The organism is Marinobacter sp. LQ44, assembly GCF_001447155.2.
GTDB lineage: Bacteria > Pseudomonadota > Gammaproteobacteria > Pseudomonadales > Oleiphilaceae > Marinobacter.
This window is the reverse complement of record NZ_CP014754.1, coordinates 1,711,284-1,736,637: the sequence shown is the minus strand read 5'-3', so window position 1 is coordinate 1,736,637 and position 25,354 is coordinate 1,711,284. Positions and strand designations below refer to the sequence as shown.

General features: G+C 59.5%; 29 protein-coding genes and 1 other RNA gene. 11 read left to right on the top strand and 19 right to left on the bottom strand.

Annotated features, from left to right (window positions below):
* Window positions 1-92 precede the first annotated feature (92 nt).
* Entirely contained in the window at window positions 93-260 is a 168-nt protein-coding gene (locus ASQ50_RS21200; RefSeq protein ID WP_167392875.1) for a hypothetical protein, read from the top strand.
* On the opposite strand, the gene ASQ50_RS08170 is transcribed toward ASQ50_RS21200, so the two are convergent.
* The 6 genes from ASQ50_RS08170 to ASQ50_RS08145 form a co-directional block, all read right to left on the bottom strand.
* Window positions 242-877: a 5-formyltetrahydrofolate cyclo-ligase gene (locus ASQ50_RS08170; protein WP_058092466.1), complete on the bottom strand. Its 636-nt coding sequence runs from the start codon at window positions 875-877 to the stop codon at window positions 242-244. The two genes, ASQ50_RS21200 and ASQ50_RS08170, sit on opposite strands and share 19 nt — an antisense overlap.
* A gap of 4 nt (window positions 878-881) precedes the next feature.
* Window positions 882-1,061, bottom strand: a non-coding RNA gene (gene ssrS / locus ASQ50_RS08165) — 6S RNA.
* 63 nt (window positions 1,062-1,124) lie between these two features.
* Window positions 1,125-1,421 (bottom strand): cell division protein ZapA, encoded by a 297-nt coding sequence (locus ASQ50_RS08160; RefSeq protein WP_058092467.1) that lies wholly within the window; start codon window positions 1,419-1,421, stop codon window positions 1,125-1,127.
* Window positions 1,421-1,627 carry a TIGR02449 family protein gene (locus ASQ50_RS08155; protein ID WP_058092576.1) on the bottom strand — a complete coding sequence of 69 codons (207 nt, stop codon included), beginning with the start codon at window positions 1,625-1,627 and terminating at the stop codon, window positions 1,421-1,423. The genes ASQ50_RS08160 and ASQ50_RS08155 overlap by 1 nt, the downstream gene beginning before the upstream one ends.
* A 119-nt stretch (window positions 1,628-1,746) precedes the next feature.
* Entirely contained in the window at window positions 1,747-3,024 is a 1,278-nt protein-coding gene (locus ASQ50_RS08150) for an ABC transporter permease (protein WP_058092468.1), read from the bottom strand.
* A complete protein-coding gene (locus tag ASQ50_RS08145) occupies window positions 3,021-3,734 on the bottom strand; it encodes an ATP-binding cassette domain-containing protein (protein ID WP_058092469.1) in 714 nt (237 codons plus the stop codon). The genes ASQ50_RS08150 and ASQ50_RS08145 overlap by 4 nt, the downstream gene beginning before the upstream one ends.
* Window positions 3,735-3,803: 69 nt before the next feature.
* Between ASQ50_RS08145 and ASQ50_RS08140 the strand changes: the two genes are divergently transcribed.
* The gene (locus ASQ50_RS08140; RefSeq protein ID WP_058092470.1) at window positions 3,804-4,319 is read left to right on the top strand and encodes a DUF3299 domain-containing protein; all 516 of its coding nucleotides are present in this window, start codon (window positions 3,804-3,806) and stop codon (window positions 4,317-4,319) included.
* Window positions 4,320-4,331: 12 nt separating this feature from the next.
* On the opposite strand, the gene ASQ50_RS08135 is transcribed toward ASQ50_RS08140, so the two are convergent.
* Window positions 4,332-4,937 carry a ZrgA family zinc uptake protein gene (locus tag ASQ50_RS08135; protein WP_058092471.1) on the bottom strand — a complete coding sequence of 202 codons (606 nt, stop codon included), beginning with the start codon at window positions 4,935-4,937 and terminating at the stop codon, window positions 4,332-4,334.
* 187 nt (window positions 4,938-5,124) lie between these two features.
* On the opposite strand from ASQ50_RS08135, the gene ASQ50_RS08130 reads away from it, so the two are divergent.
* The 4 genes from ASQ50_RS08130 to ASQ50_RS08115 are packed head-to-tail and all read left to right on the top strand — an operon-like array spanning window position 5,125 to window position 9,557.
* The gene (locus tag ASQ50_RS08130; RefSeq protein WP_058092472.1) at window positions 5,125-5,721 is read left to right on the top strand and encodes a UPF0149 family protein; all 597 of its coding nucleotides are present in this window, start codon (window positions 5,125-5,127) and stop codon (window positions 5,719-5,721) included.
* 12 nt (window positions 5,722-5,733) lie between these two features.
* Complete coding sequence (gene pepP / locus ASQ50_RS08125; protein ID WP_058092473.1) at window positions 5,734-7,053, top strand: Xaa-Pro aminopeptidase; 1,320 nt, start codon at window positions 5,734-5,736, stop codon at window positions 7,051-7,053.
* A gap of 4 nt (window positions 7,054-7,057) precedes the next feature.
* Entirely contained in the window at window positions 7,058-8,344 is a 1,287-nt protein-coding gene (gene ubiH, locus ASQ50_RS08120; RefSeq protein ID WP_058092474.1) for a 2-octaprenyl-6-methoxyphenyl hydroxylase, read from the top strand.
* Window positions 8,334-9,557: an FAD-dependent monooxygenase gene (locus ASQ50_RS08115; RefSeq protein ID WP_058092475.1), complete on the top strand. Its 1,224-nt coding sequence runs from the start codon at window positions 8,334-8,336 to the stop codon at window positions 9,555-9,557. The genes ubiH and ASQ50_RS08115 overlap by 11 nt, the downstream gene beginning before the upstream one ends.
* A gap of 20 nt (window positions 9,558-9,577) precedes the next feature.
* Here ASQ50_RS08115 and ASQ50_RS08110 read toward each other — a convergent pair whose 3' ends face one another.
* The 9 genes from ASQ50_RS08110 to ubiE all read right to left on the bottom strand — a co-directional run bounded on the left by ASQ50_RS08110 (window position 9,578) and on the right by ubiE (window position 15,716).
* On the bottom strand, window positions 9,578-10,297 hold the full coding sequence (locus ASQ50_RS08110; protein WP_058092476.1) for a 16S rRNA (uracil(1498)-N(3))-methyltransferase: 720 nt from the start codon (window positions 10,295-10,297) through the stop codon (window positions 9,578-9,580).
* Window positions 10,294-11,076, bottom strand: coding sequence for a twin-arginine translocase subunit TatC (tatC, locus tag ASQ50_RS08105; protein ID WP_058092477.1), 783 nt, complete (start codon window positions 11,074-11,076; stop codon window positions 10,294-10,296). The genes ASQ50_RS08110 and tatC overlap by 4 nt, the downstream gene beginning before the upstream one ends.
* Entirely contained in the window at window positions 11,073-11,537 is a 465-nt protein-coding gene (tatB, locus tag ASQ50_RS08100; protein ID WP_058092478.1) for a Sec-independent protein translocase protein TatB, read from the bottom strand. Before tatB ends, tatC begins: the two co-directional genes overlap by 4 nt.
* An 11-nt stretch (window positions 11,538-11,548) precedes the next feature.
* On the bottom strand, window positions 11,549-11,779 hold the full coding sequence (gene tatA / locus ASQ50_RS08095) for a Sec-independent protein translocase subunit TatA (RefSeq protein WP_058092479.1): 231 nt from the start codon (window positions 11,777-11,779) through the stop codon (window positions 11,549-11,551).
* 86 nt (window positions 11,780-11,865) lie between these two features.
* A complete protein-coding gene (locus ASQ50_RS08090; protein WP_058092480.1) occupies window positions 11,866-12,195 on the bottom strand; it encodes a phosphoribosyl-ATP diphosphatase in 330 nt (109 codons plus the stop codon).
* Window positions 12,196-12,207: 12 nt separating this feature from the next.
* Window positions 12,208-12,624, bottom strand: a complete 417-nt coding sequence (gene hisI / locus ASQ50_RS08085; protein WP_058092481.1) for a phosphoribosyl-AMP cyclohydrolase — start codon at window positions 12,622-12,624, stop codon at window positions 12,208-12,210.
* A gap of 28 nt (window positions 12,625-12,652) precedes the next feature.
* The gene (gene ubiB / locus ASQ50_RS08080) at window positions 12,653-14,296 is read right to left on the bottom strand and encodes a ubiquinone biosynthesis regulatory protein kinase UbiB (protein ID WP_058092482.1); all 1,644 of its coding nucleotides are present in this window, start codon (window positions 14,294-14,296) and stop codon (window positions 12,653-12,655) included.
* Window positions 14,293-14,934: an SCP2 domain-containing protein gene (locus ASQ50_RS08075; protein WP_058092483.1), complete on the bottom strand. Its 642-nt coding sequence runs from the start codon at window positions 14,932-14,934 to the stop codon at window positions 14,293-14,295. The genes ubiB and ASQ50_RS08075 overlap by 4 nt, the downstream gene beginning before the upstream one ends.
* Entirely contained in the window at window positions 14,934-15,716 is a 783-nt protein-coding gene (gene ubiE, locus ASQ50_RS08070; RefSeq protein WP_058092484.1) for a bifunctional demethylmenaquinone methyltransferase/2-methoxy-6-polyprenyl-1,4-benzoquinol methylase UbiE, read from the bottom strand. The genes ASQ50_RS08075 and ubiE overlap by 1 nt, the downstream gene beginning before the upstream one ends.
* Before the next feature lie 116 nt (window positions 15,717-15,832).
* Between ubiE and ASQ50_RS08065 the strand changes: the two genes are divergently transcribed.
* Window positions 15,833-16,111, top strand: coding sequence for a polyhydroxyalkanoic acid system family protein (locus ASQ50_RS08065; RefSeq protein ID WP_058092485.1), 279 nt, complete (start codon window positions 15,833-15,835; stop codon window positions 16,109-16,111).
* 6 nt (window positions 16,112-16,117) lie between these two features.
* Here the strand turns inward: ASQ50_RS08065 and ASQ50_RS08060 are convergent, their stop codons facing one another.
* Both ASQ50_RS08060 and ASQ50_RS08055 read right to left on the bottom strand, forming a co-directional pair.
* Window positions 16,118-16,867 carry an FFLEELY motif protein gene (locus ASQ50_RS08060; protein WP_058092486.1) on the bottom strand — a complete coding sequence of 250 codons (750 nt, stop codon included), beginning with the start codon at window positions 16,865-16,867 and terminating at the stop codon, window positions 16,118-16,120.
* A gap of 94 nt (window positions 16,868-16,961) precedes the next feature.
* Window positions 16,962-17,885, bottom strand: a complete 924-nt coding sequence (locus ASQ50_RS08055) for an alpha/beta hydrolase (RefSeq protein ID WP_058092487.1) — start codon at window positions 17,883-17,885, stop codon at window positions 16,962-16,964.
* A 348-nt stretch (window positions 17,886-18,233) separates the two neighbouring features.
* On the opposite strand from ASQ50_RS08055, the gene ASQ50_RS08050 reads away from it, so the two are divergent.
* From ASQ50_RS08050 to ASQ50_RS08035, 4 genes are all read left to right on the top strand, one after another.
* Complete coding sequence (locus tag ASQ50_RS08050) at window positions 18,234-19,601, top strand: WS/DGAT domain-containing protein (RefSeq protein ID WP_058092488.1); 1,368 nt, start codon at window positions 18,234-18,236, stop codon at window positions 19,599-19,601.
* A 178-nt stretch (window positions 19,602-19,779) separates the two neighbouring features.
* Window positions 19,780-20,883 carry a porin gene (locus ASQ50_RS08045; RefSeq protein WP_058092489.1) on the top strand — a complete coding sequence of 368 codons (1,104 nt, stop codon included), beginning with the start codon at window positions 19,780-19,782 and terminating at the stop codon, window positions 20,881-20,883.
* Between the two features lie 255 nt (window positions 20,884-21,138).
* Window positions 21,139-22,299 carry a nitric oxide-sensing protein NosP gene (nosP, locus tag ASQ50_RS08040; RefSeq protein WP_058092490.1) on the top strand — a complete coding sequence of 387 codons (1,161 nt, stop codon included), beginning with the start codon at window positions 21,139-21,141 and terminating at the stop codon, window positions 22,297-22,299.
* Complete coding sequence (locus tag ASQ50_RS08035; RefSeq protein WP_058092577.1) at window positions 22,283-24,547, top strand: NahK/ErcS family hybrid sensor histidine kinase/response regulator; 2,265 nt, start codon at window positions 22,283-22,285, stop codon at window positions 24,545-24,547. Before nosP ends, ASQ50_RS08035 begins: the two co-directional genes overlap by 17 nt.
* Before the next feature lie 15 nt (window positions 24,548-24,562).
* Here the strand turns inward: ASQ50_RS08035 and ASQ50_RS08030 are convergent, their stop codons facing one another.
* Window positions 24,563-25,240 carry a response regulator transcription factor gene (locus ASQ50_RS08030; RefSeq protein ID WP_058092578.1) on the bottom strand — a complete coding sequence of 226 codons (678 nt, stop codon included), beginning with the start codon at window positions 25,238-25,240 and terminating at the stop codon, window positions 24,563-24,565.
* Window positions 25,241-25,354: the final 114 nt, after the last annotated feature.

Sequence of the window (25,354 nt, the reverse complement as noted above, 5' to 3'; positions counted from 1 at the left end):
TTACGTGTTAGTCTTTCGTCTAATTCTCGGACCCGAGAATAGCTAGCTGATTTTCCAACTAATTAACTCAAAGAAAAAACGGGAAATACGTAATGGGTAACAAGCCTGACATCATCCGCGCCATCGTGCTCATCTTTGCTGTCGGCCTTGTCATTACCGGCTTCACTTCCATCCAGGCCTCAGAAGACAAACGTGCCGACCGAGCGGCTGCGCCAGCGGTCGGGTTTATCCAGTCTGCCAATCAGGGTCTGAACCGGTAACAGCGCTGCTCCGTAACCACGCCGTGCAGGGGCACATCCCAGGATTCTATCGGTAATTCACGGACTTTCTGAAAATCGTGGGCCAGCCCTATCAGCTTGGGCGCCATGGCCGGCCTTATCCGGCTGAAGGCGAACGTGCGGTCATAGAACCCACCGCCCATGCCGAGCCTTCCCCCCTGCTCATCAAAACCTACCAGCGGAAACAGTACCGCATCCAGTGCCCAGGCCGGTCTGCGCCTTGAGCGCGGAAACGCCGGCTCCGGAATACCAAACCGATTGGCGGTCAGTTCAACGCCGTCAAAATACGGGCTGAACACCAGTTTGCCCGGATACACCGGGTGCAGAATTGGCAGGTAAAACCGAATGCCCTTGCGCCGGCCCAGATCGATGAAAAGGCTTGGGTCGATCTCGCCATCATTGGGCAGATAGATGCCAATATGTTTGGCACGGTAAAGGTCGGGGTGCTTCAGAAGGTTCAGTGCCAGTCGTTCCGAGGCTTGCTGTTGCTGCTCGAAGGATAAGGCTCGGCGTTTTTGCCTGAGGTGCCTGCGGAGCTCGGTCCTGGACAGGGTGTCCGGATGGGATTCAAACGGTTGGGGGGAGTGGAAATGACTCAAAATAAAGCTTCCCGGGCTGCCGTTATCGGATGTAGCCCTTGAACCCAAAGTTCAAGGTCGGTGGCCGCTGTGACATATTAGGCTTTCCCCCTTGGGGGACGTGCTCACAATGCCCTGAAGTGGCCACCTGGGTAGTGCGCATCGGCTCGAGGACGTACCCGACCAGCGAACAGCCCAGGAAGTTGATCCCATTATACGGGCAGGGTCGGGGCCGATTGCAACCCCATTTCCCGGAATCTTTCTGAAATCAATCTCCGGACGATTCTCCGAGGGCTTCATCCAGCCGGTTGTCCATGGCTCTGAGCAAATTGCTGGTTGCGTGAGACATGGTGTCGCGCTCCAGCAGTTCGTGGGTAATGTTCAGCGCGGCCATCACGGCAATGCGCTCGGTTCCGAACACTTTGCCACTGGAGCGGATTTCCCGCATTTTGTTGTCCAGATGCCGGGCCGCACGAAGCAACGCCTCTTGCTCTTCCTGCGGGCAAGCCACCAGGTATTCCTTGTCGAGTATTCTGACTTCAACGGTGGTTGATGACTTTGACATCAGTGGTGCTCCAGCGCCCTCAGGCGGCCTATCATGGCTTCAATCTTGTTTTTGGCAAGATCGTTCTTGTGCATTAGCTGGGCTCGTTCCCGATTCCAGTCGTCCTGCAGCTCGCGCAACACGGCGTTATCCTTCTCCAGCTTTTCGCAGCGTTCAATCAGCTTGTCCAGCTTGTCCGCTAATGCCTGTACTTCGGACTGTTCCATGACGTGCCCAACAACGGTGATGTAAGTGTGAGTAACTATAAGTGCCGACGCCAGACCGGTCAATTTAACGCATTGTCATGGCGCGGATTCCCGTGATGGCCATCACCTTCGGCGCAAGTTCATTCTGTATTGGCGGCACCAAAGCCCTGTTTCCGGCTCTTTCGCCAGGTGCTGGTGGCCGGCACCAGTGATACCAGCATGGCCGACACAGGAACGGCTGCCAGCAATAGCCACTCGTCCTGTTTCAGCGGGCGCAGGCTGATCTGAATGCCGAACTGCTCCAGCAGCCAGGGGCTCAGACCGGCAATTGCGCCAGCCCCGACAATCAGGGCGAGCAGGCAGGCGGTGAGGGCCAATACTACGCACTCAAAACTGTAAAGTGATGCGATCAGCGCCGGGGATGCGCCTGTGGCCCTTAAAACCGCCACTTCGCGTTGGCGCTGGGCCTGCAGGGTCAACAGGACGGCCACCAGGCCGACCAGGCTGGTAACAACCACGAAGGCGCTGATGCCGAGCAGCGCTTTTTCAAATTGCCCCATCATGCGCCAGAGCTCGCTCAGCGCGACACCGGGGAGAATGGCGGATAACGGCTCGTCCCGGGACTGGTTCAGTTCCCGTTGTACCTGAAACGTGAGGATGGGCTGACTCAGGCCGACAAAGGCCGCCGTGATGGAGTCTGGTGTAAAGTCCCGGGCCCTGGCTCGGTCCGCGGACAGCCCCCGGCCAGGGATGGCAACACCGGATTCCCAGCCTACATGAATCGCTTCCATGGCCTCCAGGCTAATAAAAACCGCCTGGTCCACTGGTGTGCCGGTTGGGGCAAGTACGCCGGATATCCTGAAGGGCAGGTCGGTGTGATTGGAGAAGCTGGTACGACCGCCCCCGTGAGACAACACGATCTCATCGTTGAGGTGATGGTCGAGTTGCCTGGCAACACCGGCGCCGAGGACCACGTCGAACAGGTCGTCAAACCACTCGCCTTGGGCCAGTTCCAGAGACTGGTTGTTGCCGAACTGGAGCCGGGCCAGAAACTGGTCGTTGGTGGCGACCACCCGATAGCCACGATAGCTGTCCCCCAGTGAAATGGGGATGGCCCAATCAATTCGGCGATCCTGCTCTAGCTTCTGGAAGCTGGACCAGCGGATGTTGTTGGTGGCATCACCAATATGAAACACCGTGTACAGCAGCAGGTTGAGCTGTCCGCTGCGGGCACCGACAATCAGGTCGGTTCCGCTGATGGTGCTGGTGAAAGACTGGCGGATTTCGGTGCGCAGGTACTGGATGCCCAGCAGCAGAGATACGCTCAGAGTCAGTGTCAGGCAGACCAGAGCAAGCACTCGGCGGCGATACCAGAGGCTGGCGGTAGCGAGGGAGAGGGCAAGTTTTACTTTGCTCATGGGGTCGCTCCCAAAGCCACTTGGTGATGGAAGTGGCTGGCCAGCGCGCGGTCATGGCTGACAAAGATAACCGAGCTGCGCCGCTGTTCAGCCAACGCCAGTAGCAGGTCCAGAAAACGGTCCCGGTTGTCTGCATCCAGTGCCGAGGTTGGCTCATCAGCCAGGATGATTTCCGGCGCGCCAATCAGTGCCCGGGCAGCCGCCACCCGCTGTTGCTGGCCAACGGAGAGTTCGGTCACGCCTTTGTGCCAGTGGTCGTCCGGGATCGCCAACTGCCTGAGCAGGTCCGCTGCCGATGTCTCGGGGTCTGGGCTGGTGCGGGTGCGGCGCACCGCAGACAGGCGGCAGGGCAGGGTCACGTTGGCCAGCGCGCTCAGGTAAGGCACCAGGTTGAACTGCTGGAAGATCACGCCCATGTGATTTGCCCGGAACCGGTCGCGAGTGCCGGCCTTCAGCCTGGACACCGGCTGCCCCAGAAGTTCGATGGTGCCAGACTCCGGGGCCAGCATACCCGCCAGTAATCCCAGCAGAGTACTCTTGCCGGTGCCGCTGGGGCCATGCAGGAACAGATGCTCTCCCTGGACAAGCCGGATATCGGGAAAGGCCGTGGCGGTTGTCTGGCCGGGCCATCGAAAGGCCAGTTGGCGTGTCACGATCGCAGGTTCCGGTATACTGGAACCGGATTGGTTTCTTACTGTCTCGGTGCTCATATCCGTATTGTCTTTGCCGTTGTATGATGGCGTCCGTTACACGGTTGACCCCATGGGGAGTGGTTGTACATGTTCGATACCTTGCAAACCCGGAACCTGCTTGCGCGGCTTGGACCGATGATACTGCTGATGGTTTCATCCATTGCCCTGGCAGAGCCGCGGGAGATCGACTGGCTGGAACTGATGCCGGCCGAGGATCTGGCGTTGCTGGAGAGTATGCCGGAAATTGAACACGAAGGAGACGGCCCCGCCCTGTTGCCGGATGAAATCATGACCGGCCGGGTTGTTCCGGAGATGGGTAACGTTGAAGGCCGGGTTCCGGGTTTTGTCGTGCCCCTGAAAGTCACCAACGACATGCGTATCCTCGAGTTCTTCCTGGTCCCCTACTACGGCGCCTGCATTCATGTGCCTCCGCCACCACCGAACCAGATTATTCACGTCAAATATGAAGAAGGATTCACGCTCCGGGCTTTGTATGACCCGGTGTGGATAGAAGGCGAATTGGTCATCGAACGTACCGAGAATGATCTCGGTACGTCCTCCTACTCGCTGGTAGCGACGTCGGTCAAACCCTACAGCGAGTAGTTCACCGGGCTACTACCGGGTCAGCCGGAACTGGATGTTACCCGGTGACAGACGTGTGGCGCCTTGTCCCAGTGGGCCGACCCACTGCACGTTCAGGTGTTGGAGTTCAGGGAAGCGGGCCATCAGGCCGGTTTCGAACTGAGCGGACTCCGATAGATTCGGGCAGTTGAGCGTCTGGGTAACTTCGATGTCTGCGTGACCGGAGTCGTGGTCATGGTCGTGGTCATGATTGTGACTATGGCTATGGCTATGGGTGTGACCATTGTCATGCTTGTGGCCGTCGCCTTTCGCTTCACTCCAGCCCACGTGCATGGCGCTGGAGACCAGGGTGCAGTTGCCCGCCACGGTATTGATCATGGCAGTTTCACTGGCCCATTGTTCGGTGTCGTTCACCCGTTGTTGCTGTTCATCAGTGCGGGGCTTGTGCTCGAAGCCGATCAGGTTGTAGGCGGGTGACAGAAGCAGCAGATCTACGCGCTCGTTATCAATCGCCATTTGCAGATCGGCGTGCCCATGCTGGTGTGCGCCCGGGTTGTCGGAGGCTAGAACCGGCCATGCGGCCAGGCTGAGTGATAGCAGCAGGGTTGCAAAACGTGCGGATGCGCGTGGGTAAAACATGGTTGGTACCTCTCGCAGCTTTGATACGTTATAACATTTTTGATTTTTGCCAGTGCAAAAGCAAGCCTGCCGGTACCCGGAAGTGCCACTTGTCTGCCGGAATGCTAGGATAGAGGCTTGCTCAAATGTATACGGAACCCGGCTGGTAGAACGGCCAGGCTCCCCTGACACAGGAACACGGGGTTTCATGTCTGACACCGATAGCACAGGTGCTGCCCGCGCCGCTGAATTTGAACGCTGGGCCAATGTTTACACCTCACACAAGGCGTTCAGCCACCCCTCTGAGCTGCATGGTGCGTTGTGTGGTCGATTGGCGGCGGGTTCCCGTATTCAGGAAGACGAATGGCTGGCCATGGTTTGTGAACAGATGGGGCTTGGCACCCAGGCCATGGAAGAGTCAGGAGATCTGGCGCCATTTATGAACGGTGCCTACCAGACGGCGCTCGCGCAGTTGCAGTCGTCAGACCTCAGTTTTCACCCGTTACTGCCGGATGATGATTACGCCCTTGATCAGCGCCTTGAGGCACTGGTGGCCTGGGTTCGGGGTTTCCTGGAAGGCATGGCACTGGCAGCCGGAGCATCCCTGGGGCAGGCCCCGGATGAGATTCGCGAGCTGATTGAAGACATGGTGGCCATCAGCCAGTTGTCGGAAGATGAAGAATCGGATGAAGAAAGCGAGCAGCAGTTGCTGGAGATTACCGAATACATCCGGCTGGGTGCGCTGGCAGTGTTTACCGAGTTCAACGAACCGGAAAAACCGGCCAACACCCCGACCCTGCATTGACCTGGAGACATCATGACCTCAATGATTTCCGTTAAAGAGTTTGCTGAGCGCCGGCGCAAGTTGATGGACCGGATGGCGCCAGACAGCATCGCGATTCTGCCGGCGGCCCCGGAACGGGTCAGAAACCGGGATGTGTTGCATCCGTTCCGCCAGGACAGCGATTTCCAGTATCTGACTGGCTTCGGTGAGCCCGAAGCCGTGCTGGCTCTGATTCCCGGCCGTGAGCACGGTGAAACCGTGCTGTTTTGCAAAGAGCGGAACCCGGAGAAAGAACTGTGGGACGGTTTCCTGGTGGGGCCGGAGGGCGCCATTGAGCGCTTCGGTATGGACGATGCCTTTCCGATTTCCGACATCGACGACATCCTGCCCGGAATGATTGAAGGCCGCAGCCGGGTCTATTACCCGCTGGGCAAGGATCACGCCTTCGATAACCGGGTGATGGACTGGGTCAAGGTTATCCGCAGCAAGGTGCGCGCAGGCGCCCATCCTCCCGGCGAGTTCGTGGCCCTGGAACACCTGCTGCATGACATGCGGTTGTACAAAAGCGCCGCTGAAGTGAAAGTGATGGCCAAGGCCGGACAGATCAGCGCCGAAGCCCATTGCCGTGCCATGAAGCGGGCACGCCGGGGCGGTTACGAATACAACCTGGAAGCCGAGCTGATCCATACCTTCATGGAACACGGTGCCCGTTCAACGGCGTATCCTTCCATCGTGGGTGGCGGTGCCAACGGTTGCATCCTGCATTACATCGAAAACAGCTCGCCCCTGAAAGAGGGCGATCTGGTGTTGATTGATGCCGGCTGCGAGCTGGAATGCTACGCCTCGGATATCACCCGTACCTTCCCGGTCAGCGGCCGTTTCAGTTCGGAGCAGAAAGCCCTGTACGAAGTGGTGCTGGCGGCCCAGTACGCGGCAATTGACGCCGTGCGGCCAGGCAATCACTGGAACCATCCTCACGAGGCGGCACTGAAAGTGCTTACCCAGGGGTTGATTGACCTGGGGCTGCTCTCTGGTTCGCTCGATGACGCCATCGCCAGCGAGGCCTACAAGCCCTTCTTTATGCACCGGACCGGTCACTGGTTGGGCCTGGATGTGCACGATGTGGGCGACTATAAGGTGGGTGATGCCTGGCGCGAACTGGAACCGGGCATGGCGTTGACGGTGGAGCCCGGGCTTTACATCGCGCCGGACAATGCCAATGTAGACGCCAAATGGCGAGGCATTGGCATTCGCATTGAAGACGATGTGGTGGTCACCAAGGAAGGTTGCCGGGTTCTCACTGGCGATGTTCCGAAGACCATTGCCGAGATTGAAGCGCTGATGGCGGACTGACACAGTGACAGACACCCGCACCGATACCGATCTGATCATTGCCGGTGGCGGCCTGGCCGGGGCCACTCTGGCGCTGGCGCTGGCGCGCGTGGTGCCGGAGTTACGGGTAACGGTAGTTGAAACCTTTCCACTGTCGCCGGATGCCTTGCCCGAAGACTACCAGCCCAGTTACGACGCACGCTCCACGGCGTTGGCCTGGGGCTCGCGGCTGATCTTCGAAAACCTTGGGCTGTGGCAGGTACTGGCGGAACATGCCACGCCAATCCACCACATCCACGTGTCGGACCGGGGGCGATTTGGCGCAACCCGTTTGCATGCGCAGGATCATGGTCAGGCCGCCCTGGGCTATGTTGCCGATAACCGCTGGATGGGCCTGAGCCTGATGCGGGCGCTGCTGGACACCCCCGTGAGCTGGCAGGCGCCGGCGGAAGTCACCGGTATGACGCCGATGCCTGGTGGTGTTCGTGTCGAGATTCGCAAGGGTGACGAGCAATACAGTCTGACCGGGCAGTGCCTGGTGGTGGCTGATGGCGGCCGCTCTGGCCTGCGGGAACAGCTGGGGTTTGTGACCCGCACCGAAGACTACGGTCAGAACGCCCTGATTGCCAACGTCTCTACCAGTGACGCACACGGGTTTACCGCTTTTGAACGCTTCACCGAGGCGGGCCCTATGGCCTTGCTGCCCCATGGCTCGCCGGTGACGGCGGAAAACCAGTCCGCCCTGGTGTGGACCCTCACCGACAGTGCGCTGGAGCAGGTGCTGGCACTGTCCGATGACCAGCGATGCCAGGCCTTGCAGGAACGCTTTGGCTGGCGCCTGGGGCGCTTTACCCGGATAGGCGAGTGCCATCACTACCCGCTGAAACTGACCACGGTGGATGAGGCCGTGCGCCCGGGCGTTGCCCTGGTGGGTAACGCGGCCCACGCGCTGCACCCGGTCGCCGGGCAGGGGTTTAACCTGGCCCTGCGTGGGCTGATGACCCTGGTGGAGCAGTTCCTGCGGGCGGTGGACGAAGGCACGCCTTTGGGCGATCTGTCGATTCTGGGAGAGTACCAGCGCCTGCACCGGCAGGACTGGCAGCAAACCGTGCAGTTTTCGGATTCCCTGATTCGTGTGTTCGGGCAATCATTGCCACCTCTGGCGGCAGCCCGGGACGCGGGCCTGGTAGGCCTGGATCTGGTGCCCGGCGCCAAGCGCTGGTTTGCCCGCAAAGCCATGGGCACCGGTGGCCGTAAACCCGTTGTTTCCCGTGCCGATTGTTCGAAGGAGCCTGCCCGCAATGACCAGTGATTCCGGCAATTCGCAGATGGATATCCTAATTGTGGGTGGAGGCATGATTGGCTCAGCACTGGCCCTGGGGCTGTCCCGCCAGGGTTGGCAGGTCGGGTTGATTGAAGGTGCCACGGTAGCAGAGCTGGTCGCACCGGCGGCCCCGGCAACGGATGTGAACGACTTTGAGCCCAGAGTCAGCGCTATCTCCCTGGCCAGCCAGCGCCTGCTGGCTGAACTGGGCGCCTGGCAGCGGGTCCAGGACAGTCGCCACTGTGGCTACCGCCAGATGACGGTGTGGGATGGTGACGGCACCGGGCGTATCCATTTTGATGCAGCGGAGCTGCACGCCAGTTCACTGGGCACCATTGTTGAGAACCGGAACATTGTGCGCGCGCTGTTTGAAGAGCTGGCCGACAGTGGCGTTACCCTGTTTGACGGCGTCCGGGTGAAGGCCTGGCATGGCCGTGACGGTGTCGAGCTGGAAGATGGTCGGCGCCTGAATGCCCGCCTTGTGGTCGGAGCCGACGGCGCCTTGTCTCGCTTGCGGCAATGGAGCGGCCTGGCGACGCGGGAATGGGATTACGACCAGCAGGCTATTGTGTGCACGGTCCGCACCAGCCAGTCGCACCGCTATACTGCTTGGCAGCGCTTTTCGCCAACCGGGCCGTTGGCCTTTTTGCCGCTACTGAACGAAGCCGGCGATGACCATTTCTGCTCGATTGTCTGGTCTCAGGATACGCTGGAAGCCAAACGCCTGATGGCGCTGGACACCGAGGCGTTTCGGCAGGCGTTGGGCGTTGCCATTGAGCAGCAACTGGGTGAGGTACTGGAGGTTTCCGGGCGTTTTGCCTTCCCGCTGCGCCAGCGCCACGCCAAGGACTATGTTACCGACGGCCTGGCACTGGTAGGGGATGCCGCCCACACCATTCACCCGCTGGCAGGCCAGGGTGCCAACCTGGGCTATGGCGATGTGCGGGCCCTGCTGGAAGAGTTGGCTCGGGCAAAAGCCCGCAACCTGGCCCCGGACGATGCCCTGGTGCTGGCCCGCTATCAGCGGCGCCGGAAAGGGGAAAATCTCACCATGATGGCGGCGATGGAAGGTTTCAAGCAGCTGTTTGCCCGGGACGAGCTGCCGGTTCGCTGGTTACGGAATACCGGTATGCGCTGGCTTAACCAGTTGCCCGTGCTGAAGAATCGGGTGGCGGCAGAAGCCATGGGTATCACTGAATAAGTGACGGCTTTGCGGCCAGCTCAGCTGCAGGCGTCAAACAGCCGGCTGATCAGCACTGGCACGGCCGTTTCCACCCGCAGAATGCGGGGCCCCAGATGCACACCCTGGCACCCGGCCTCTTCCAGTTTGCCCACTTCATAATCGGTAAAACCACCCTCAGGGCCGATGCACAAGGCTGCCGGCTCGTTCAGGTGAACGGGGCAGGGTGCGGTGGTGCCGGGATGCGCCACCAGTGCGATTTTATTTGCCAGCAGGGCCGGTAGTTCGTCTTCCACAAAGGGTTTGAACAGCTTGCGGATATGCACCTGTGGCATCACCGTATCTTTAGCCTGCTCAAGGCCCAGTGTCAGGTTTTCCTTCAGGTTGTCGTCTGACAGCCACGGAGTTTGCCAGAAGCTTTTTTCCACCTTGTAGCTGTTAATCAGCCAGATATCTTTCACCCCCAGTGACGAGCAGGTCTGCAGCACGCGGCGGAACATCTTTGGCCGTGGCATGGCCAGGATCAGGGTCAGTGGCAGGGGCTGTGGTGGGCGTTGGCTGAGCGTTACTTTCAGCTCCGCTTCGGAGTCTGTCAGGGTCAGAATCTCACCGGTGCCCATGGCGCCGTTGGCCCGGCCGACCGGAATCTGGTGGCCGGTACTGGCTTTGAGTACGGTCCTCAGGTGTTCAAGGCGGCGACCGCGGAGCAGCACCCGGTCTGTGCCGGTGAAGTCTTCGTCGAACAGCAGCGCCAGATTCATGCGGAGTCGGACTCGCCCTCAGAGGCGTCATCGACACGTCGGTATGCCAGGCGCCCGAACAGGATGCCGAATTCGAACAGAATCCACATGGGCACCGCCAGCAGGGTCTGGGAAATAATGTCGGGCGGGGTCAGCAGCATGCCGATGATAAAGCAGGCCACCACCACGTAGGGGCGTTTTGCGGCCAGATCCTGGGGTGTAGTGGCACCTGTGAGGATCAGGAGTACGGTGGCAATGGGAATCTCGAAGGCCACGCCGAAGGCAAAGAACATTTTCAGAACGAAGTTCAGGTAACTGCTGATGTCAGGCAGCTCGATAATGCCCTCGGGCCCAATGGCGGTAAAGAATCCGAAGACCAGAGGGAATACCACGTAATAGGCAAAGGCCGCGCCGGCATAGAACAAGATGACTGAGGTAAACAGCAGGGGAAACGCCAGGCGTTTTTCATGGGCATACAGGCCCGGCGCTACGAAGCTCCATAGCTGATACAGGATCACCGGGATGGCGGCAAATACCGCCAGCACCAGGGCCAGTTTCAGGGGCGCAAAGAAAGGCGAGGTGATGTCGGTGGCGATCATGGTCTGGCCCACCGGTAGCAGCTCGCGCAGTGGTAACGACAGCCAGAGGTAAAGGTCGTTGGCGAACGGGTAGATAAAGGCAAAACACACAATCACGGCCAGCACCATTTTCAGGAGCCGGTTGCGCAATTCGAGCAGGTGCTCGATCAGGGGCATCTCCTGTTGTTCAGGAGGTATCGGGTTACTGCCTGGGTCGCTCATGAACGATTATCCGATGGCCGCTCTGGTGTCGTGCTGCTGGCCTCACCGCTGGCTTCCTGATCGGCGTTGTCGCCTTGCGGAGCGGGTTGCGGAGACTCGGCGGTGGACTGATTCGTGCCTTCCTCGCCGGCAAGCCTGCGGGTTGCCGGTGCGGGCCGCGGTTTTCGGGTCTCGCTGTCTGGCAGGATCATGTGTTCGTATTTCTTGGCTTCATCGAGGGCGCCGCGGACGGTTTTCTCCATGTCGTCCAGGCCGACGTCACCGGCCTTGCGGAGCTCTTCCCGCAGCTCTTCTGCCTTGAGCTGGCGATCCAGTTCCGAGGTGAACTGGCCCACCATGCGCCGCGCGCCGCCAATCCACCGGCCCGCAGCCCGGGCAGCGGTAGGCAGGCGCTCAGGCCCAAGTACAAGCAGCGCGATGATGCCGCAGATCAGCAGCTCAATGAAGCCAATGTCGAACATTCAGGCGGTACTCAGCTTTGCTTTTCCCGGGGCTTCTCTTCGGCCGGGGCCTCAGTTTTCTCAGCCTGCTGGCCTTCCAGCGTGCTCTGATCGGCGGATTTTTCCTCTTCGTCGCTCATGGATTTCTTGAAGCCACGAATCGCGCCGCCCAGATCACTGCCGATGTTGCGCAGTTTCTTGGTTCCGAACAACAGGATGACGATGCCGAGTACGATTAAAAGTTGCCAGATGCTGATACCCATGAGGGTTCCTCGTTCAATTGTTGCTGTTCCATGACATTGTACGCCAACGGCGACCGTTCCCGGAAATCCCCGTTAGGGGTACCTCTTTACGAGTTCCGCGACGCTTTCTCTTCAAGGCCTGACAGGTCGAAACGACTGGCCAGTTCATCAATCACATCTTTTGGGCCGAGCCCAAGCCGGGAGAGCATCACCATGCTGTGGAACCACAGATCGGCCGTTTCGTACACCACATCCCGGGTGTTCCCGGAGTGTTCGGCGTCTTTGGCGGCCAGCAGTGTTTCGGTGCACTCTTCGCCCACCTTCTCCAGAATCTTGTTCAGCCCCTTGGCGTGCAGGCTGGCCACGTAGGAGGTTTCCGGGTCGGCTTCCTTGCGGGCTTCCAGGACCTGGGCCAGGCGTTCCAGTACATCACTCACGGTCTCTGCTCCTCAATCACTGCCGTAGATGGCGTTCGGGTCTTTCAGCACCGGCTCGGCGCTGACCCATTGGCCGTCTTTCAGGGTCCGGTAAAAACAGCTTCGCCGACCAGTATGGCAGGCAATACCGCCTTTTTGTTCCACTTTCAGCAAAATGACGTCGGCATCGCAGTCGAGCCGGATATCCCGGAGTACCTGCTGGTGTCCGGAGCTTTCGCCCTTACGCCAGAGCTTGCCCCGGGATCGGGACCAGTACACCGCCTGGCCTTCCTCAACGGTCAGCTTCAGTGACTCGGCATTCATCCACGCCATCATCAGGATGTCGCCGTTGTCGGCATCCTGGGCGATGGCCGGTACCAGGCCGTCTTCTGTCCAGCGAATCTCGTTGAGCCAGTCAGGCTGTACGACGTTAGCGGGGGAATCTTGCATTTTTGTGAATCCTGATAAATCCATTCGTTTAACGGCTGCCCCGGAGCATGACCGCGCCGGCAAGGGCGAGCAAGGCCCAGCTCCAAAGTGGCGCATTGGCCACCAGCTGCGTGGCCTGCTCCTGAGTGCCCGCCAGGGCTGCGGCGGCGAGTGCGGCGGCAATGAAACCCCGGCGCCACCGGCGGTCGCTGCGCTGTTGCTGCTCTTTCATTAACTCAAGCGTAGCCCGATTCTGTTCTTCCGTGGGGCCGCTGCTTCGAAGCTGTAATAGCGCATCATGAACCAGTTGCGGCATCTCTGGCGACTGTTCAAGCCACGCCGGCAGGTGCGTTTGCAGCGATTTGATCAGCCCGGCGGGGCCGATGCGCTGGCGCATCCACTTCTCCAGGAACGGCTGGGCGGTGCTCCACAGGTCCAGGTCCGGGTACAGCTGGCGGCCCAGGCCCTCGACGTTCAGCAGGGTTTTCTGCAGCAGTACCAGCTGCGGCTGCACTTCCATATTGAAACGGCGGGCGGTCTGGAACAACCGCAGAAGGAAGTGGCCGAAGGAGATGTCTTTCAGTGGTCGTTCGAAGATTGGCTCGCACACGGTACGGATGGCCGCCTCGAATTCATTCACCCGGGTGTCCGGCGGCACCCAGCCGGACTGTATGTGCAGCTGGGCCACCTGGCGGTAATCCCGGCGGAAGAAGGCCAGCAGGTTACGGGCCAGGTAGCTCTGGTCGTCTGGCGCCAGGGTGCCCACAATGCCGAAATCGATGGCGATGTACTTCGGGTCAGCCGGGTTGGAGACGTCGACAAAGATGTTGCCCGGGTGCATGTCGGCGTGAAAGAAGCTGTCCCGGAACACCTGGGTGAAGAAGATCTCCACGCCTTTTTCGGCCAGCACTTTCATATTGACGCCGGCCGCTTTCAGGCTGTCTACGTCGGCAATGGGTATGCCGTGAATGCGCTCCATCACCAGCACGGATTTGCGGGTATAGTCCCAGTCGATGAACGGAATGTAGATCAGCGGTGAGTTGTCGAAGTTGCGGCGCAACTGGCTGGCATTGGCGGCTTCGCGCTGCAGGTCCAGCTCATCGTGGATGGTGGCGTCGTAATCGGCCACTACGTCTACCGGGTGCAGGCGTTTGCCTTCAGACCAGTATTTTTCCAGCAGGCCGGCCATCAGGTACATCAGGCCAAGGTCCTGGCGGATCACCTTGTCGATACCCGGGCGCAGCACCTTGACCACCACTCTCTGGCCATTGGGCAGGGTGGCGGCGTGTACCTGGGCCACGGAGGCCGAGGCCATCGGGTCCGGGCTGAACTCGGCGAACAGCTCCGACACCGGCGCGCCCAGGGATTTCTCGATGATCTCCCGGGCCTGGTCGCTGGGGAACGGCGGCACCCGATCCTGCAGTTGTTTCAGGGATTCAGCCATGTCGTCGGGCAGCAGGTCCCGCCGGGTGGAGAGAATCTGGCCGAATTTGACAAACACCGGCCCCAGTTCCTCCAGCGCCAGTCGCAGGCGGTCGCCGCGGCTCAGTTTGGGCTGGGGGAACAGGTGCCAGGGCGCCAGCAGGAAGAAGATCTTCAGCGGCGTGGGCAGTTCCGCCAGGGGCAGAAACGTGTCCAGCCGGTAGCGGCAGAATACCCAGGCAATTCGGAACAGGCGTTGCAGGCGGGTCACAGGGTCTCCGTATCGTTGTCGCTACCGGAACTTTCCAGCTGCGTCAGCCGGGCTTCCAGGCGTTCAGTACGCAGGTTGAGCTGGTCAATGTCCTGGAAGGTGGCCTCCAGCTCTCTGCGGCCGGGCAGGGCCCGGCTCTCTTCGTGCAGGTACTCTTCCAGATTGGCGTTCATGGCATTCGCAGCATGCCGGCTCCACTGCACAGCACTGCGGATGCGCTTGCCCAGAAAATGTGCCGGAAGGTCGCCAAGGTGTCGGGCCATGGCTGCTTCCCAGTCCGGTTCCAGCTGGTTCAGGGCACGTTGCAGTTGGTGGGCCAGGGCGGTATTGCCCTGCACGCCCAGCCGATTGTCCGCAAACACCTGATCATCGCCCAGGGCGAGGGCAACAAAGGCCATGGGGCGGCCGGTAATGACCAACTCGGGGGCATCGGCGGGCTGACTGCGCACCTGAACCCGTTCGCCCACACGCTCCAGGGTCCAGGTCAACGGGACCGGTGCGCTGATGTTGAATTGTGCCGGCCCGGTCAGGGCGTCCAGCAGGGACTGCCGGCCCGCTGTGTCCAGCTCCAATGCCCGGTTCAGCGCGATCTCTACAATGGCGCTGGCAGCGGACAAAAGGGTCGGGCCGGGGAACATCAGGGTTTGATTCCCACGTGCAGGGCGACAATGCCACCGGTCATGTTGTAGTACTTGCAGTTCACCAGACCGGCCTGTTCCATCATACCTTTCAGGGTGTCCTGGTCCGGGTGCATGCGGATGGACTCGGCCAGGTACTTGTAGCTTTCACTGTCGCCGGCAATCAGCTGGCCCATCAGGGGCAGGGCGGTAAAGGAATAGGTGTCGTAGGCTTTGCTCAGCAGCGGATTGGTGGGCTTGGAGAATTCCAGCACCATCAGCTTGCCGCCGGGCTTCAGTACCCGGGCCATGTCACGCAGGGCTTGATCCTTGTCGGTGACGTTACGAAGGCCGAAGGCAATGGACACGGCCTGGAAGCTGTTGTCCGGGAACGGCAGGTGCTCGGCATCGGCCTGCACATACTCGATGTTGCCTGCGCAGCCCCGGTCTGTCAGCCGGCTGCGGCCCACCTGCAGCATGGAGGCATTGATGTCGGCCAGCACCACCTTGCCGGTGGGGCCGACCAGGTCAGAAAATTTCATGGTCAGATCGCCGGTGCCACCGGCAATATCCAGTACCTGATGGCCCTGGCGAACACCGCTGAGCTCAATGGTGAAACGCTTCCAAAGCCGGTGGATGCCCATGGACATCAAATCGTTCATGAGGTCGTATTTGCCGGCCACGCTGTGGAAAACCTCGGCCACCTGGCTGGCTTTCTGGCTCTTGGGTACATTGCGGAACCCGAAGTGGGTTACGTCGTCCTGGCCGTTGCCGGGGGTGCCCGGTGTTTGCTGCTCGCTCATGGGTGTTGGTCCTGTCAGAATCTCAGGTTGGTATTCTAACCTTTGAGGGGTTGGCTACAAGTTTATTGCCGACTTACACTGTAAATCTGTCTCCAAACAACCGAGAAAACTGATCCATGTCTGTCATTGATATTCATCGCGCCCACTCCCTGGACAAAGCCCACGCCCGTGAAGCGGCAGAAACCCTGGCGAAAGATCTGTCGAAGCAGTTCGACGTCAATTACCAGTGGGAGGGCGACCTGCTCACGTTCAAGCGCAGTGGGGTGAAAGGCCACCTGAACCTCTCTGACAGTGATTTGCACATCCGCCTGGAACTGGGGCTGATGCTGCGCCCGTTCAAATCCCGTATCGAGCAGGAAATTCACTCGCAACTGGACCAGATTCTCACAGCCTGAGCCCGTTTACAGGTTGCCCGGTACCGAGAAGGGTTCCGGGTGGCCGGCCAGAATGTTCTCCATCACCTGTCTTTCCCGGCCGATCAGCCGTTCAATCAGCACGTCGACATCCTCCATCTTCCGGAATGCGCTGTAGCCCCGGTGCAGGAAACTGTGCAGATCGCCCAGCTCGGCCATTTCCGCCGGCCCCCGGCTCATCGACAGCAGCCAGCCCAGGGTGCGGTTGCGCACGTAGCGGTCCAACTGCTGGCCAGTGTCGGCCACCAGTTCCAGTTGCCGGCTGCGGATGCTCAACTGGCCGCTGGCCCGATAAGCGTCGCAATAGTCGCTGGTGGTGATTGAGTTGGTACTCAGGTTGTGCCGGTCAAACCATTGTGCCAGTTCAAGATCCAGGCTCTGGGTGACCAGGTTCAGTTCAACCAGCCCGGCAAAGGTGCCCAAGAGGTGGTCTGGTAGCCACTTCACCATCTTCGGGAAGACCCGGTCGATGTTATCGTCCCGTTGGGTCATGCCAGCAGGGGCGTAAAGGTCTGTCAGCAAGAATTCCAGGCCAGTGTGATAGCCGGGGTTCTGGTAAAGGTCCTGGTGCGTGGCTTTCAGCCGTTCCGCTTGCCAGTCGGCGATGCGGCGGGTGTCTTCCAGCAGGGGGTGGGCTGACTTGAGCTGGCGAAAGTCGTGGTATTCCAGTAGCAGGCGTTTAAGCCGGTGGGCGTTTTCTGAATTCACGTCCGTTGTGACCAGGCGCTCACGATACATGCAGGGGCTCCAATAAAACCGGCGACAAGAGGCATGGCCTCAGAAAAAGGCGCTCAGTTTAGCGAAGCGGAAACCGGGCTGCACCTGTTAAGGTTCAGCCCTCGGCGGCAACAGGCAGAGTTTCCAGACCGGGTACCCATTCCTTGCTGTCCAGCGTGATGAAGTGGCTGGGGGCTTCGGTTTCGATGATGCGCATGTTGGTCGGGCTGGTACGGGCACTGGCCAGCATGGCATTGCGATCCAGGATGCGATCCGTCGCAGGTATCAGGAACGTGCCATGGCGCACATGCTGGTACACCGAGGTGTCTGTGCGGACCATCCACTCCATGATATTTTCAATGTTGCGCACGATGGTCAGATGATCCTTGGTGGCATAGAACAATTTGTTCAGCAGCTGCCGTTTTCTCGGGTTCATCTTGCCAAAGAATGTCTGGCCATAGGCGGATTGCGGCGCGCTGTTGATCAGACGGATCAGCCAGGGCCACATGCCGTGGCTGACCGGCTCCAGCAGGGTGGTCACCAGGGCGTGCAGTTTGCCCTGGGGCAGCACTGGCGCTTCCAGCACAATTTCGACATCTTCGTACAGCTCTGGCCACTGCTTGATGGCTTCAAGAATCACCGCACCACCCCTGGAGTGGCCGTGGATCCGGATATTGCGGGTGCTGGGCAGGTTTTGCAGTGCCTGATTCAGAACACAGGCATCATACTCAATGGTACCTTCCAGGTGTTTGATGGGCACTTCCCAGCCCGGGTTCTCCGGCGTGACACCGTTTACCGGAATATGGTAGTTGCTGCAGGTGAGAAGAATCAGTTCGGTGGTCGGGCCGTCATAGGCCTGGGTGAAGTAACAGTGATTTTCCAGAAAGCCGTGGACGCCGATGACGGTATGTTCCGCAGCGCCGCTATGATTCCGCACCGATACGGCGCCTTTACCAACACGGTAAACCCGGCCTGAGAACATTTCTGAATAGGCGCTCTCGATAGGCTTGATCAGTTTGCGAACATGACTGGCTTTCATGATTCATCTCCCCCGGCATTGCAATGGACTGTTATTGGTTTTGGTTGTGCCGGTCTCTCATTTGTACCGCGTTTGGCTGGGCGAGTTAGTGGCACTACCGCCGGGATTTCCGGAGATCTGTAGCCAATCGCGCAGCATCGTGGTCCTTCTCTATAACCATTGCATCATTACATATAACCAGTATAGAACCGGAGGGTTACTTGCAGGTAATTTTTTGTAACGCTGTGGGCGACGCACGGTGATGGAGCCCCGTAAAGGACTCTGGCACAATGCGGGATTGGCTTTTTACTTATCGGGCACGTTATTCATCGGGGACTATCAGGTTTGAACCAGGAGCAATCGCATCTCATGCTGCCTTCGGATTCGGCCTGGCTGGCTTTGGAACGGCCGGAAAACCCCATGACCATTACCATTATGCTCCGGGTTGACGGCTTGACGGCCGGCCGGTTCCGGGAATTTCTGGAGGTGTACTGGACCGCCTGGGAGCGTTTTCTCTGCCGCCCGGTCTGGAAAGCGCCGGCCTGGTACTGGCAGAAAGACCCCACGTTTTCCGTCTCCCATCACCTTGATGTGGTGATAGACCGGTTTGATCAGCATCAGTTGCAGGACTGGGTGTCGGCGCGGCTGAACGAGCCGCTGCCGCGGTATCGCCCGGGCTGGAAGTTCTGGCTGGCGCCCAACGCCCAGGATGGTGCGGCCTTGCTGCTGCGCCTGCATCATTGTTACGCCGACGGCCTGTCCCTGCTGGGCATTTTCTCAACACTATGCCCGCCGTCGCCCCGGCAGTACCCGGCCATCTATGGCGCCGCCGAGTTGCCGCAGCTGGAACGGTGGACAACCTACGCCAGGCAATGGCTGGGAAATATGGCTGCCCAGGCAGGCCAGGTTTCCGGCGCGATACCGGATGATGGCCCCACCAAAGGGGCGGGGCACGCCGGGCGGGCACTGGAGGCCAGTGCCCGAATGGTGCATGAGCTCAGCGAGTTTCTGGTGGAACCGGCCGATACGCCCTCTGAGTTGCGGCGGCCATTGCTGGGCCGGCGTAGCTGTCGGTGGTCTGAACCGTTGGCGCTTGACCGTTTTCGTGCAGTCGCATCGGCCACTCATACTACGATCAACGATGTGTTACTGGCCTGTGTGGCGGCTGCTGTGCGCCCACGGCTGGGGATGTCACCAGAACAGTTGGACGATGCGGTCATGCATGCGGCTGTGCCCGTGGATATCCGGTCCCGGATGCCGGAGGGGGTTCGGCCGGAGGACGGCGAGCCCGGCAACTGCTTTGGCACGGTGTTCGTGCCCATGCCGGTGGATGGTGCCAGTGCCCTGGAACGGCTGTTCCGCATCAAGCATGAAACCCGCAAGCTCAAGAAGAGCTGGCAGCCGGGTATTGCCTGGGGGCTGACGGCCAGCGCCGCGCTGTTGCCGGAGGTGGGGCGCAAACCACTGGCTGACCTGTTTTTCCGCAAGGCCTCTGCGGTGGTGTCCAATGTACCTGGTACGCCGGAGACCCGTTACCTGGCCGGTTGTGCCATCACCGAACAGATGTTCTGGGTGCCCCAGGCCGGCGATATCGGGTTGGGTGTGAGTATTGTCAGTTACGCCGGTCAGGTGCAGTTTGGTGTGGTGGCGGACGAGGCCATTCTGGCCAACCCCCATGAGTTTCTTGATGACTGCTTGTCTGAACTGGACCAGTTCCCGGGTGGTCTTTCCACGTAGTCGTACTTCCAAAGTTTCGTTTCAAATGCCTCCCAAATGAGCAGAAAACCTGCTCGCTGGAAGCATTCCCCCCTGTTGTTGCATCACCGACCATGGAAATCAGGCGTCAGACCTCGCCTGGAGCGATCGGATAACCGGTCCTCTTATCCCAGATTTCCAAAAAACAACCGGGGGATGTATGAAAAACAACAACTTCAGAAAGTCAGGGTTGGCCATTGCCATGATGGCGGCCATGGGAGCCAGTGCCGGAGCCAATGCAGCCATTGAACTGTACAACGAGGACGGCACCAGCTTTTCGGTGGATGGCTACTTCAATGCGTTTTACGTGAACCGTGATGACAAAGTTGCTGACGTGCGCAATTCCGACGTCAAGATGGGTTTTTTGCCGAACACCATCGGCTTCAATTTCAGTAAGGAGATGGGCGACCTGACACTGGGTGGCCGTTCATCGTTCTGGAGCACCATCAACGACAGCCTGGATTCGCCGACCGACACCGCAATCGATGTGCGTCAACTTTATGCAACGGTGGATGGCAGTTTTGGTCAGGTCCTGATTGGTAAAGACTTTGGCCTGTACGCCCGTTCAAATATCTTCCTGGATGAGATCCTGATGGGTTTTGGTTCTCCGGGTGCAGCCACAGGCGTGTCTTTCGGCAATATCCGCACTGGTTATCCTTACCCGAACCCTTCCGCCCAGATCACCTATCGCACACCGGACATGGGTGGCCTGAACGTTGCAGCGGGTATTTTTGAGCCTGCCAACACCACGCCGGGCGCCCAGTCTGAGCAGTCTGCCCCGCGTTTTGAGGCGGAAGTCACCTACAGCGCGGACCTGAACGGCGTGGCCTTGACGGGTTGGGTGAACGGTCGTCATCAGAGCTCCGAAAACGCCACTACCAAGATCGACAGTCAGGGCGTTGGCTATGGTGTGAAAGCGGCTGTGGCCGGTCTGTCCCTGACGGCTTCAGGCTTCACTTCAAAAGGCGATGTGCCGCTTCTGATTGCGGATGGGGCTCTGGCCTCTGAAGAAGACGCCGATGGCTACCTGGTTCAGGCTTCCTACACCCTGGGGGCGAACCGCTTTGTGCTGTCTTACGGTGAAACCGATTCCGATCAGGGCAATTTCGAGACCGAGAACACCTCTGTGGCCGTGTTCCATGACGTCAACAGCAACTTCAAGCTGGTGGCCGAATACAACATGTTCGAGCAGGAAACCAAGTCTACCGGTGTGAAAGCCGCAGACGCCAACACTCTGGCACTGGGTGCCGTTGTGATGTTCTGAGGAGCTTCGCTCCTGTCTATGGCCTTGCAGGTAGCCGGCAGGAAGCCGGTGCGCCTGCGATGGCCGTCTCAGACTAAAGTGCCGGTTTGCTCTTGCCAAAACCTGGCTGCGTCACCGGACATTGATTCAAGGGGAATATAATCAATGACTTACGGAAGATTTGGCGCGCCGACAAAGTGCACTGAAGTCGCATTGGCTGGTGGTTCAGGAGGCGTAGAATCGGTATCAGATTCCCGTATTCCGAGCAGGCTACCGATGACGCCAGTCAGGCAGTTACCCGCAGTGCGAGTCGCCAGTTCCAGCGTCCGCAAGCCAGAGCTGGCCGCCGCTGAACTTGCCGAACAGCTTGTGCACGACAACCTGGGTTGCGTGCTGTTTTTCTGCTCTGTTGAGTATGACCTGCAGACACTGGGTCCCGCTCTGCAGAGAGCTTTCTCTGGTGTGCGCGTACACGGTTGCACCTCGGCCGGTGAAATTACCGAGCAGGGATACGACCGGGGCTGCATCAGCGCTATCGGTTTTGATGCCCGCTACTTCGCTATCGATTGTGCTTTGATTCGGCAGCTGGACCGATTCACCTTGCAGGACGCCCAGGGTGTCATTGACCAGATGCTGGCCACCTGCCGGGATGCCAACCTGGCGCCGGTCAAGGGTAATACTTTCGCCATTACCTTGCTGGACGGGCTTTCCAGTCGGGAAGAGTTGGTGCTGGCGACCCTCAATGCAGCTTTGGGCACCATCCCTCAGTTTGGCGGTTCCGCGGGGGATGATGAACGCCTGGCCGATACCCACGTTTATTACGATGGTGAATTTCACTGCGGGGCGGCCACCGTCATGCTGGTGAATACACCGCTGGATTTTCGCGTGTTTTCCACCCACCACATGGAGCCGCTGGATGAAAAGCTGGTGGTTACCCGGGCCTGCCCGCAAAGCAGAACCGTCTATGAGTTGAATGCAGAGCCTGCGGCCGACGTTTATGCGCGGATGGTCGGGGTGTCGCCGGAGCAACTGGACCGCAAGGTGTTTGCCCTGCGGCCCCTAGGCGTTCGAGTGGGCGGGAACTATTTCGTTCGCTCTATCCAGAGAGTCAATCCTGATCGCAGTCTCACGTTCTATTGCGCAGTGGAGACTGGCATTGTGATGACCGCCATGGCGCCGGGTTCGCTCCTGGACAGTGTACGAACCCAGATTGAAGCCTCCGAGCGGGTGGTCGGCACACCGCTGGTGACACTGGGGTGCGACTGCTTTTTACGGCGGCTCGAAGCAGAGCTGACCGGCCAAAGTGACGCGGTTTCCGAATTTCTTAAAGCGCACCGTGTGGTGGGATTTAACACCTACGGGGAGCAATTCAACGGTATGCACATCAATCAGACCTTTACGGGGGTGGTCATTGGCCGGCCTGAGTTCATTACCTGATCTCCCCGAATCTTCCGGTGAGTCCGCCAAAGACCAGCGTATTGCGGAACTGGAAGCCGAGAACCGGCGCCTGCGTGACATCCGGGACGCCCTGATTGTTCGGGTGGAGTCTGGCTCGGCCCACAAGCCGGAGCCCTACGCGGCATTCGAGCACTCGGTGATACTGGCCGAGCAGGTCCGTGAGCGCACGGAAGCCCTGAATCTGACCATGGAAGAACTGAAGGTCAGTAACAAAGCCTTGATTCGTGCCCGGGAAGAGGCGGAGACCTCGCGCCAACGCCTGAACGATGCCATTGAGAGCATTGCCGATGGTTTCGTGCTGTTCGACCATAACCACTGTCTCATTCAGACCAATAGCCGTTTCCGGAGTTACTGGCGCCATGCCGGTGTGCCGGTGCCGGCAGCGGGCACCCCGATCGACCAGGTGAAATCGAAAGCGCTGAGCTCCGGCTTGGTCGTGGAAGAGCACAGCCACGAAGATGCCGAGGGCACGGTGTTCCTGCTGTCCAACGGTCGCTGGGTGCAGATGACCGAAAGGCCCACGCGGGAAGGCGGGCTTGTGGTGCTGTATTCCGACATTACTGACGTCAAGAACAGCGAAATGGCGCGCCGTATCAAGGCGCTGGAAGAAAGCGAGCGTTGGATTCGCGTGGTGACAGATCACGTGCCGGCATTGATTGCATACGTGGGCGCTGATCTGACCGTGCAGTTCTGCAACAAGGTTTACCGGGCCTGGTATGGCCAGCCCGGGCAGTCGCCCCTGGGTATGCGCCTGGACGAGGTGCACGAGCCTGAATTTTACCAGCGGCTGCTACCCCAGATTCTGGAGGTCATGGACGGCCACAGCGTGACCTTCGAGTTTGACGAAACCGGTGTTCGGGGTGAGCAGCGGTACATGCTCAGATCGTATGTGCCCAACGTTGATGACAATGGCGAAGTGGTCGGCTTCTTCGTGCTGATTCGTGATATTACCGATCGCCGAAAAACCGCGCTGGCGCTGGAGCAGGCCTATGACAACCTGGAGAAGCGGGTACGGGAGCGCACAGCGGCACTGACCGGCCTCAACGCCCAGCTTCGTCAGGAGATCTCCGAGCGTGCAGCGGTTGAGGCGCGCCTCAGGGAGGCCAAACTGGAGGCTGAGCGGGCCAATCTGTCGAAAACCAAGTTTCTGGCCGCCGTCAGTCACGATCTGCTGCAGCCGCTCAATGCTGCCCGTCTGTTCACCAGCGCCTTGCAGGAGCAAAGCTTCGGCCCCAGAGCCGAGGGCCTGGTGCGCTCGGTCAGCACCTCGCTGGATGACGTTGAGAACCTGCTGGGCACGCTGGTGGACATTTCCAAGCTCGACGCCGGGGTGATCAAACCGGACGTGACCGCCTTTGATCTGCGGGATCTGCTCAACAACATCGCCCGGGAATTCCGTCAGATGGCTTTGGCAGAGGGGCTGCGGCTGGATTTCGTGCCATCGTCGGCGGTGGTGCAGTCGGACTCCCAGCTGTTGGCCAGAATCCTGAGAAACTTCCTGACCAACGCGATCCGTTATACCGGTCAGGGGCGCATCCTGCTCGGTGTTCGCCGCCGGCATGATCACGTGTTGCTGCAGGTTTGGGACACCGGCCCGGGTATTCCCGAAGACAAGCTGACCGAGATCTTCCAGGAATTCAAACGTATTCGCCCCAGTGGCTCTCAGGCCGACAAGGGGCTTGGCCTGGGGCTGGCGATCGTCGACAAGATATCCCGCATGCTTGGGCATGAAGTATCTGTGGCGTCGACTGAGGGCAAAGGCTCGGTGTTCAGCGTGCGGGTGCCGCTGGGGCAGTTGCAGCCCTTGCCGGCGGCGACCACGGACATCCAGAAGGTCGAAGTGGATCACGGCATGTCCGGCGCCAGGGTGTGGGTTATCGACAACGATCTGGCCATCTGTGAGGGGATGAAAACCCTGCTGGAGGGTTGGGATTGCAGGGTGGTGACCGCCGTCTCTGTGCCTGATCTGGACGCCAAAGTGGATATCGCCAGTGCACCGGTGGACCTGATCCTGGCGGATTACCATCTGGATAACGATGAGAACGGTGTGGATGCGGTTGCCCAGATCAATGGCCGGCGCAGTCAGCCGGCGCCGGTATTGATGATCACGGCCAATTACACCAACGAGCTGAAACAGCACATCCGCGAGCTGGGGTATTTGCTGATGAACAAGCCGGTCAAGCCGCTGAAATTAAGATCGGTGCTCAATCATGTCTTGAGGGGCTGAGCCCCTCAAGACTGGTCAACGCTTCAGGTACTGGCTGAAATCCACATCACTGGCCGACAGAATGGCCTGCACCCGGTTGTGCACACCGAGTTTCCTCAGAATGGCCGAAACGTGGGCTTTTACGGTGGTTTCTGCAATGTTCAGGTTGTAGGCGATCTGCTTGTTGGACTCGCCTTTGGACATTCTTTCCAGCACAAGTAACTGGCGACGGGTCAGGGAGTTGAGCAGTTCCGGGGAAATGGGGTTGTCCTCGTGCCGGGCTCTGCGGCTGTTACTTTCCTTGCCGGTGCGAATGATATCGGAGGGCAGGTATACGTTGCCATTCAGGATCTGCTGGATGGCTTCGGTCATCTGGGCCCGGGGCGAGGATTTGGTGATGAAACCCACCGCGCCGTAAGTGATCGCCTGCAGAACCACCTGTTTGTCTTCCTCGGCGGAAACGATCACCACCGGGATGGTCGGCGCCTCGTTGCGCAGGGTGATCAGGCCGTTCAGGCCGTGCATACCTGGCATGTTCAGATCCAGCAGGATGAGGTCGAGGTCGTCGTTTTCGCGGGTGATTTCCAGAGCGCTGTCCAGATCATCGGTTTCGATAATCTCACTGCGCTGGAATCCTGAGGCGATCACACTGCTGATCGCTTCCCGGAACAGGGGGTGGTCGTCAGCAATCAGAATCTTATACGCCGGCTCCATGGATGTTTCTGCCTGTTTATTGTCGTCTTCGGGAGTGGTGTCGGATTCATCATAGCGTTTTTCCGACGAGAGTGCGGCATCAAGCTCGGTTAACATGGCGGCCTCCTGTGCAGA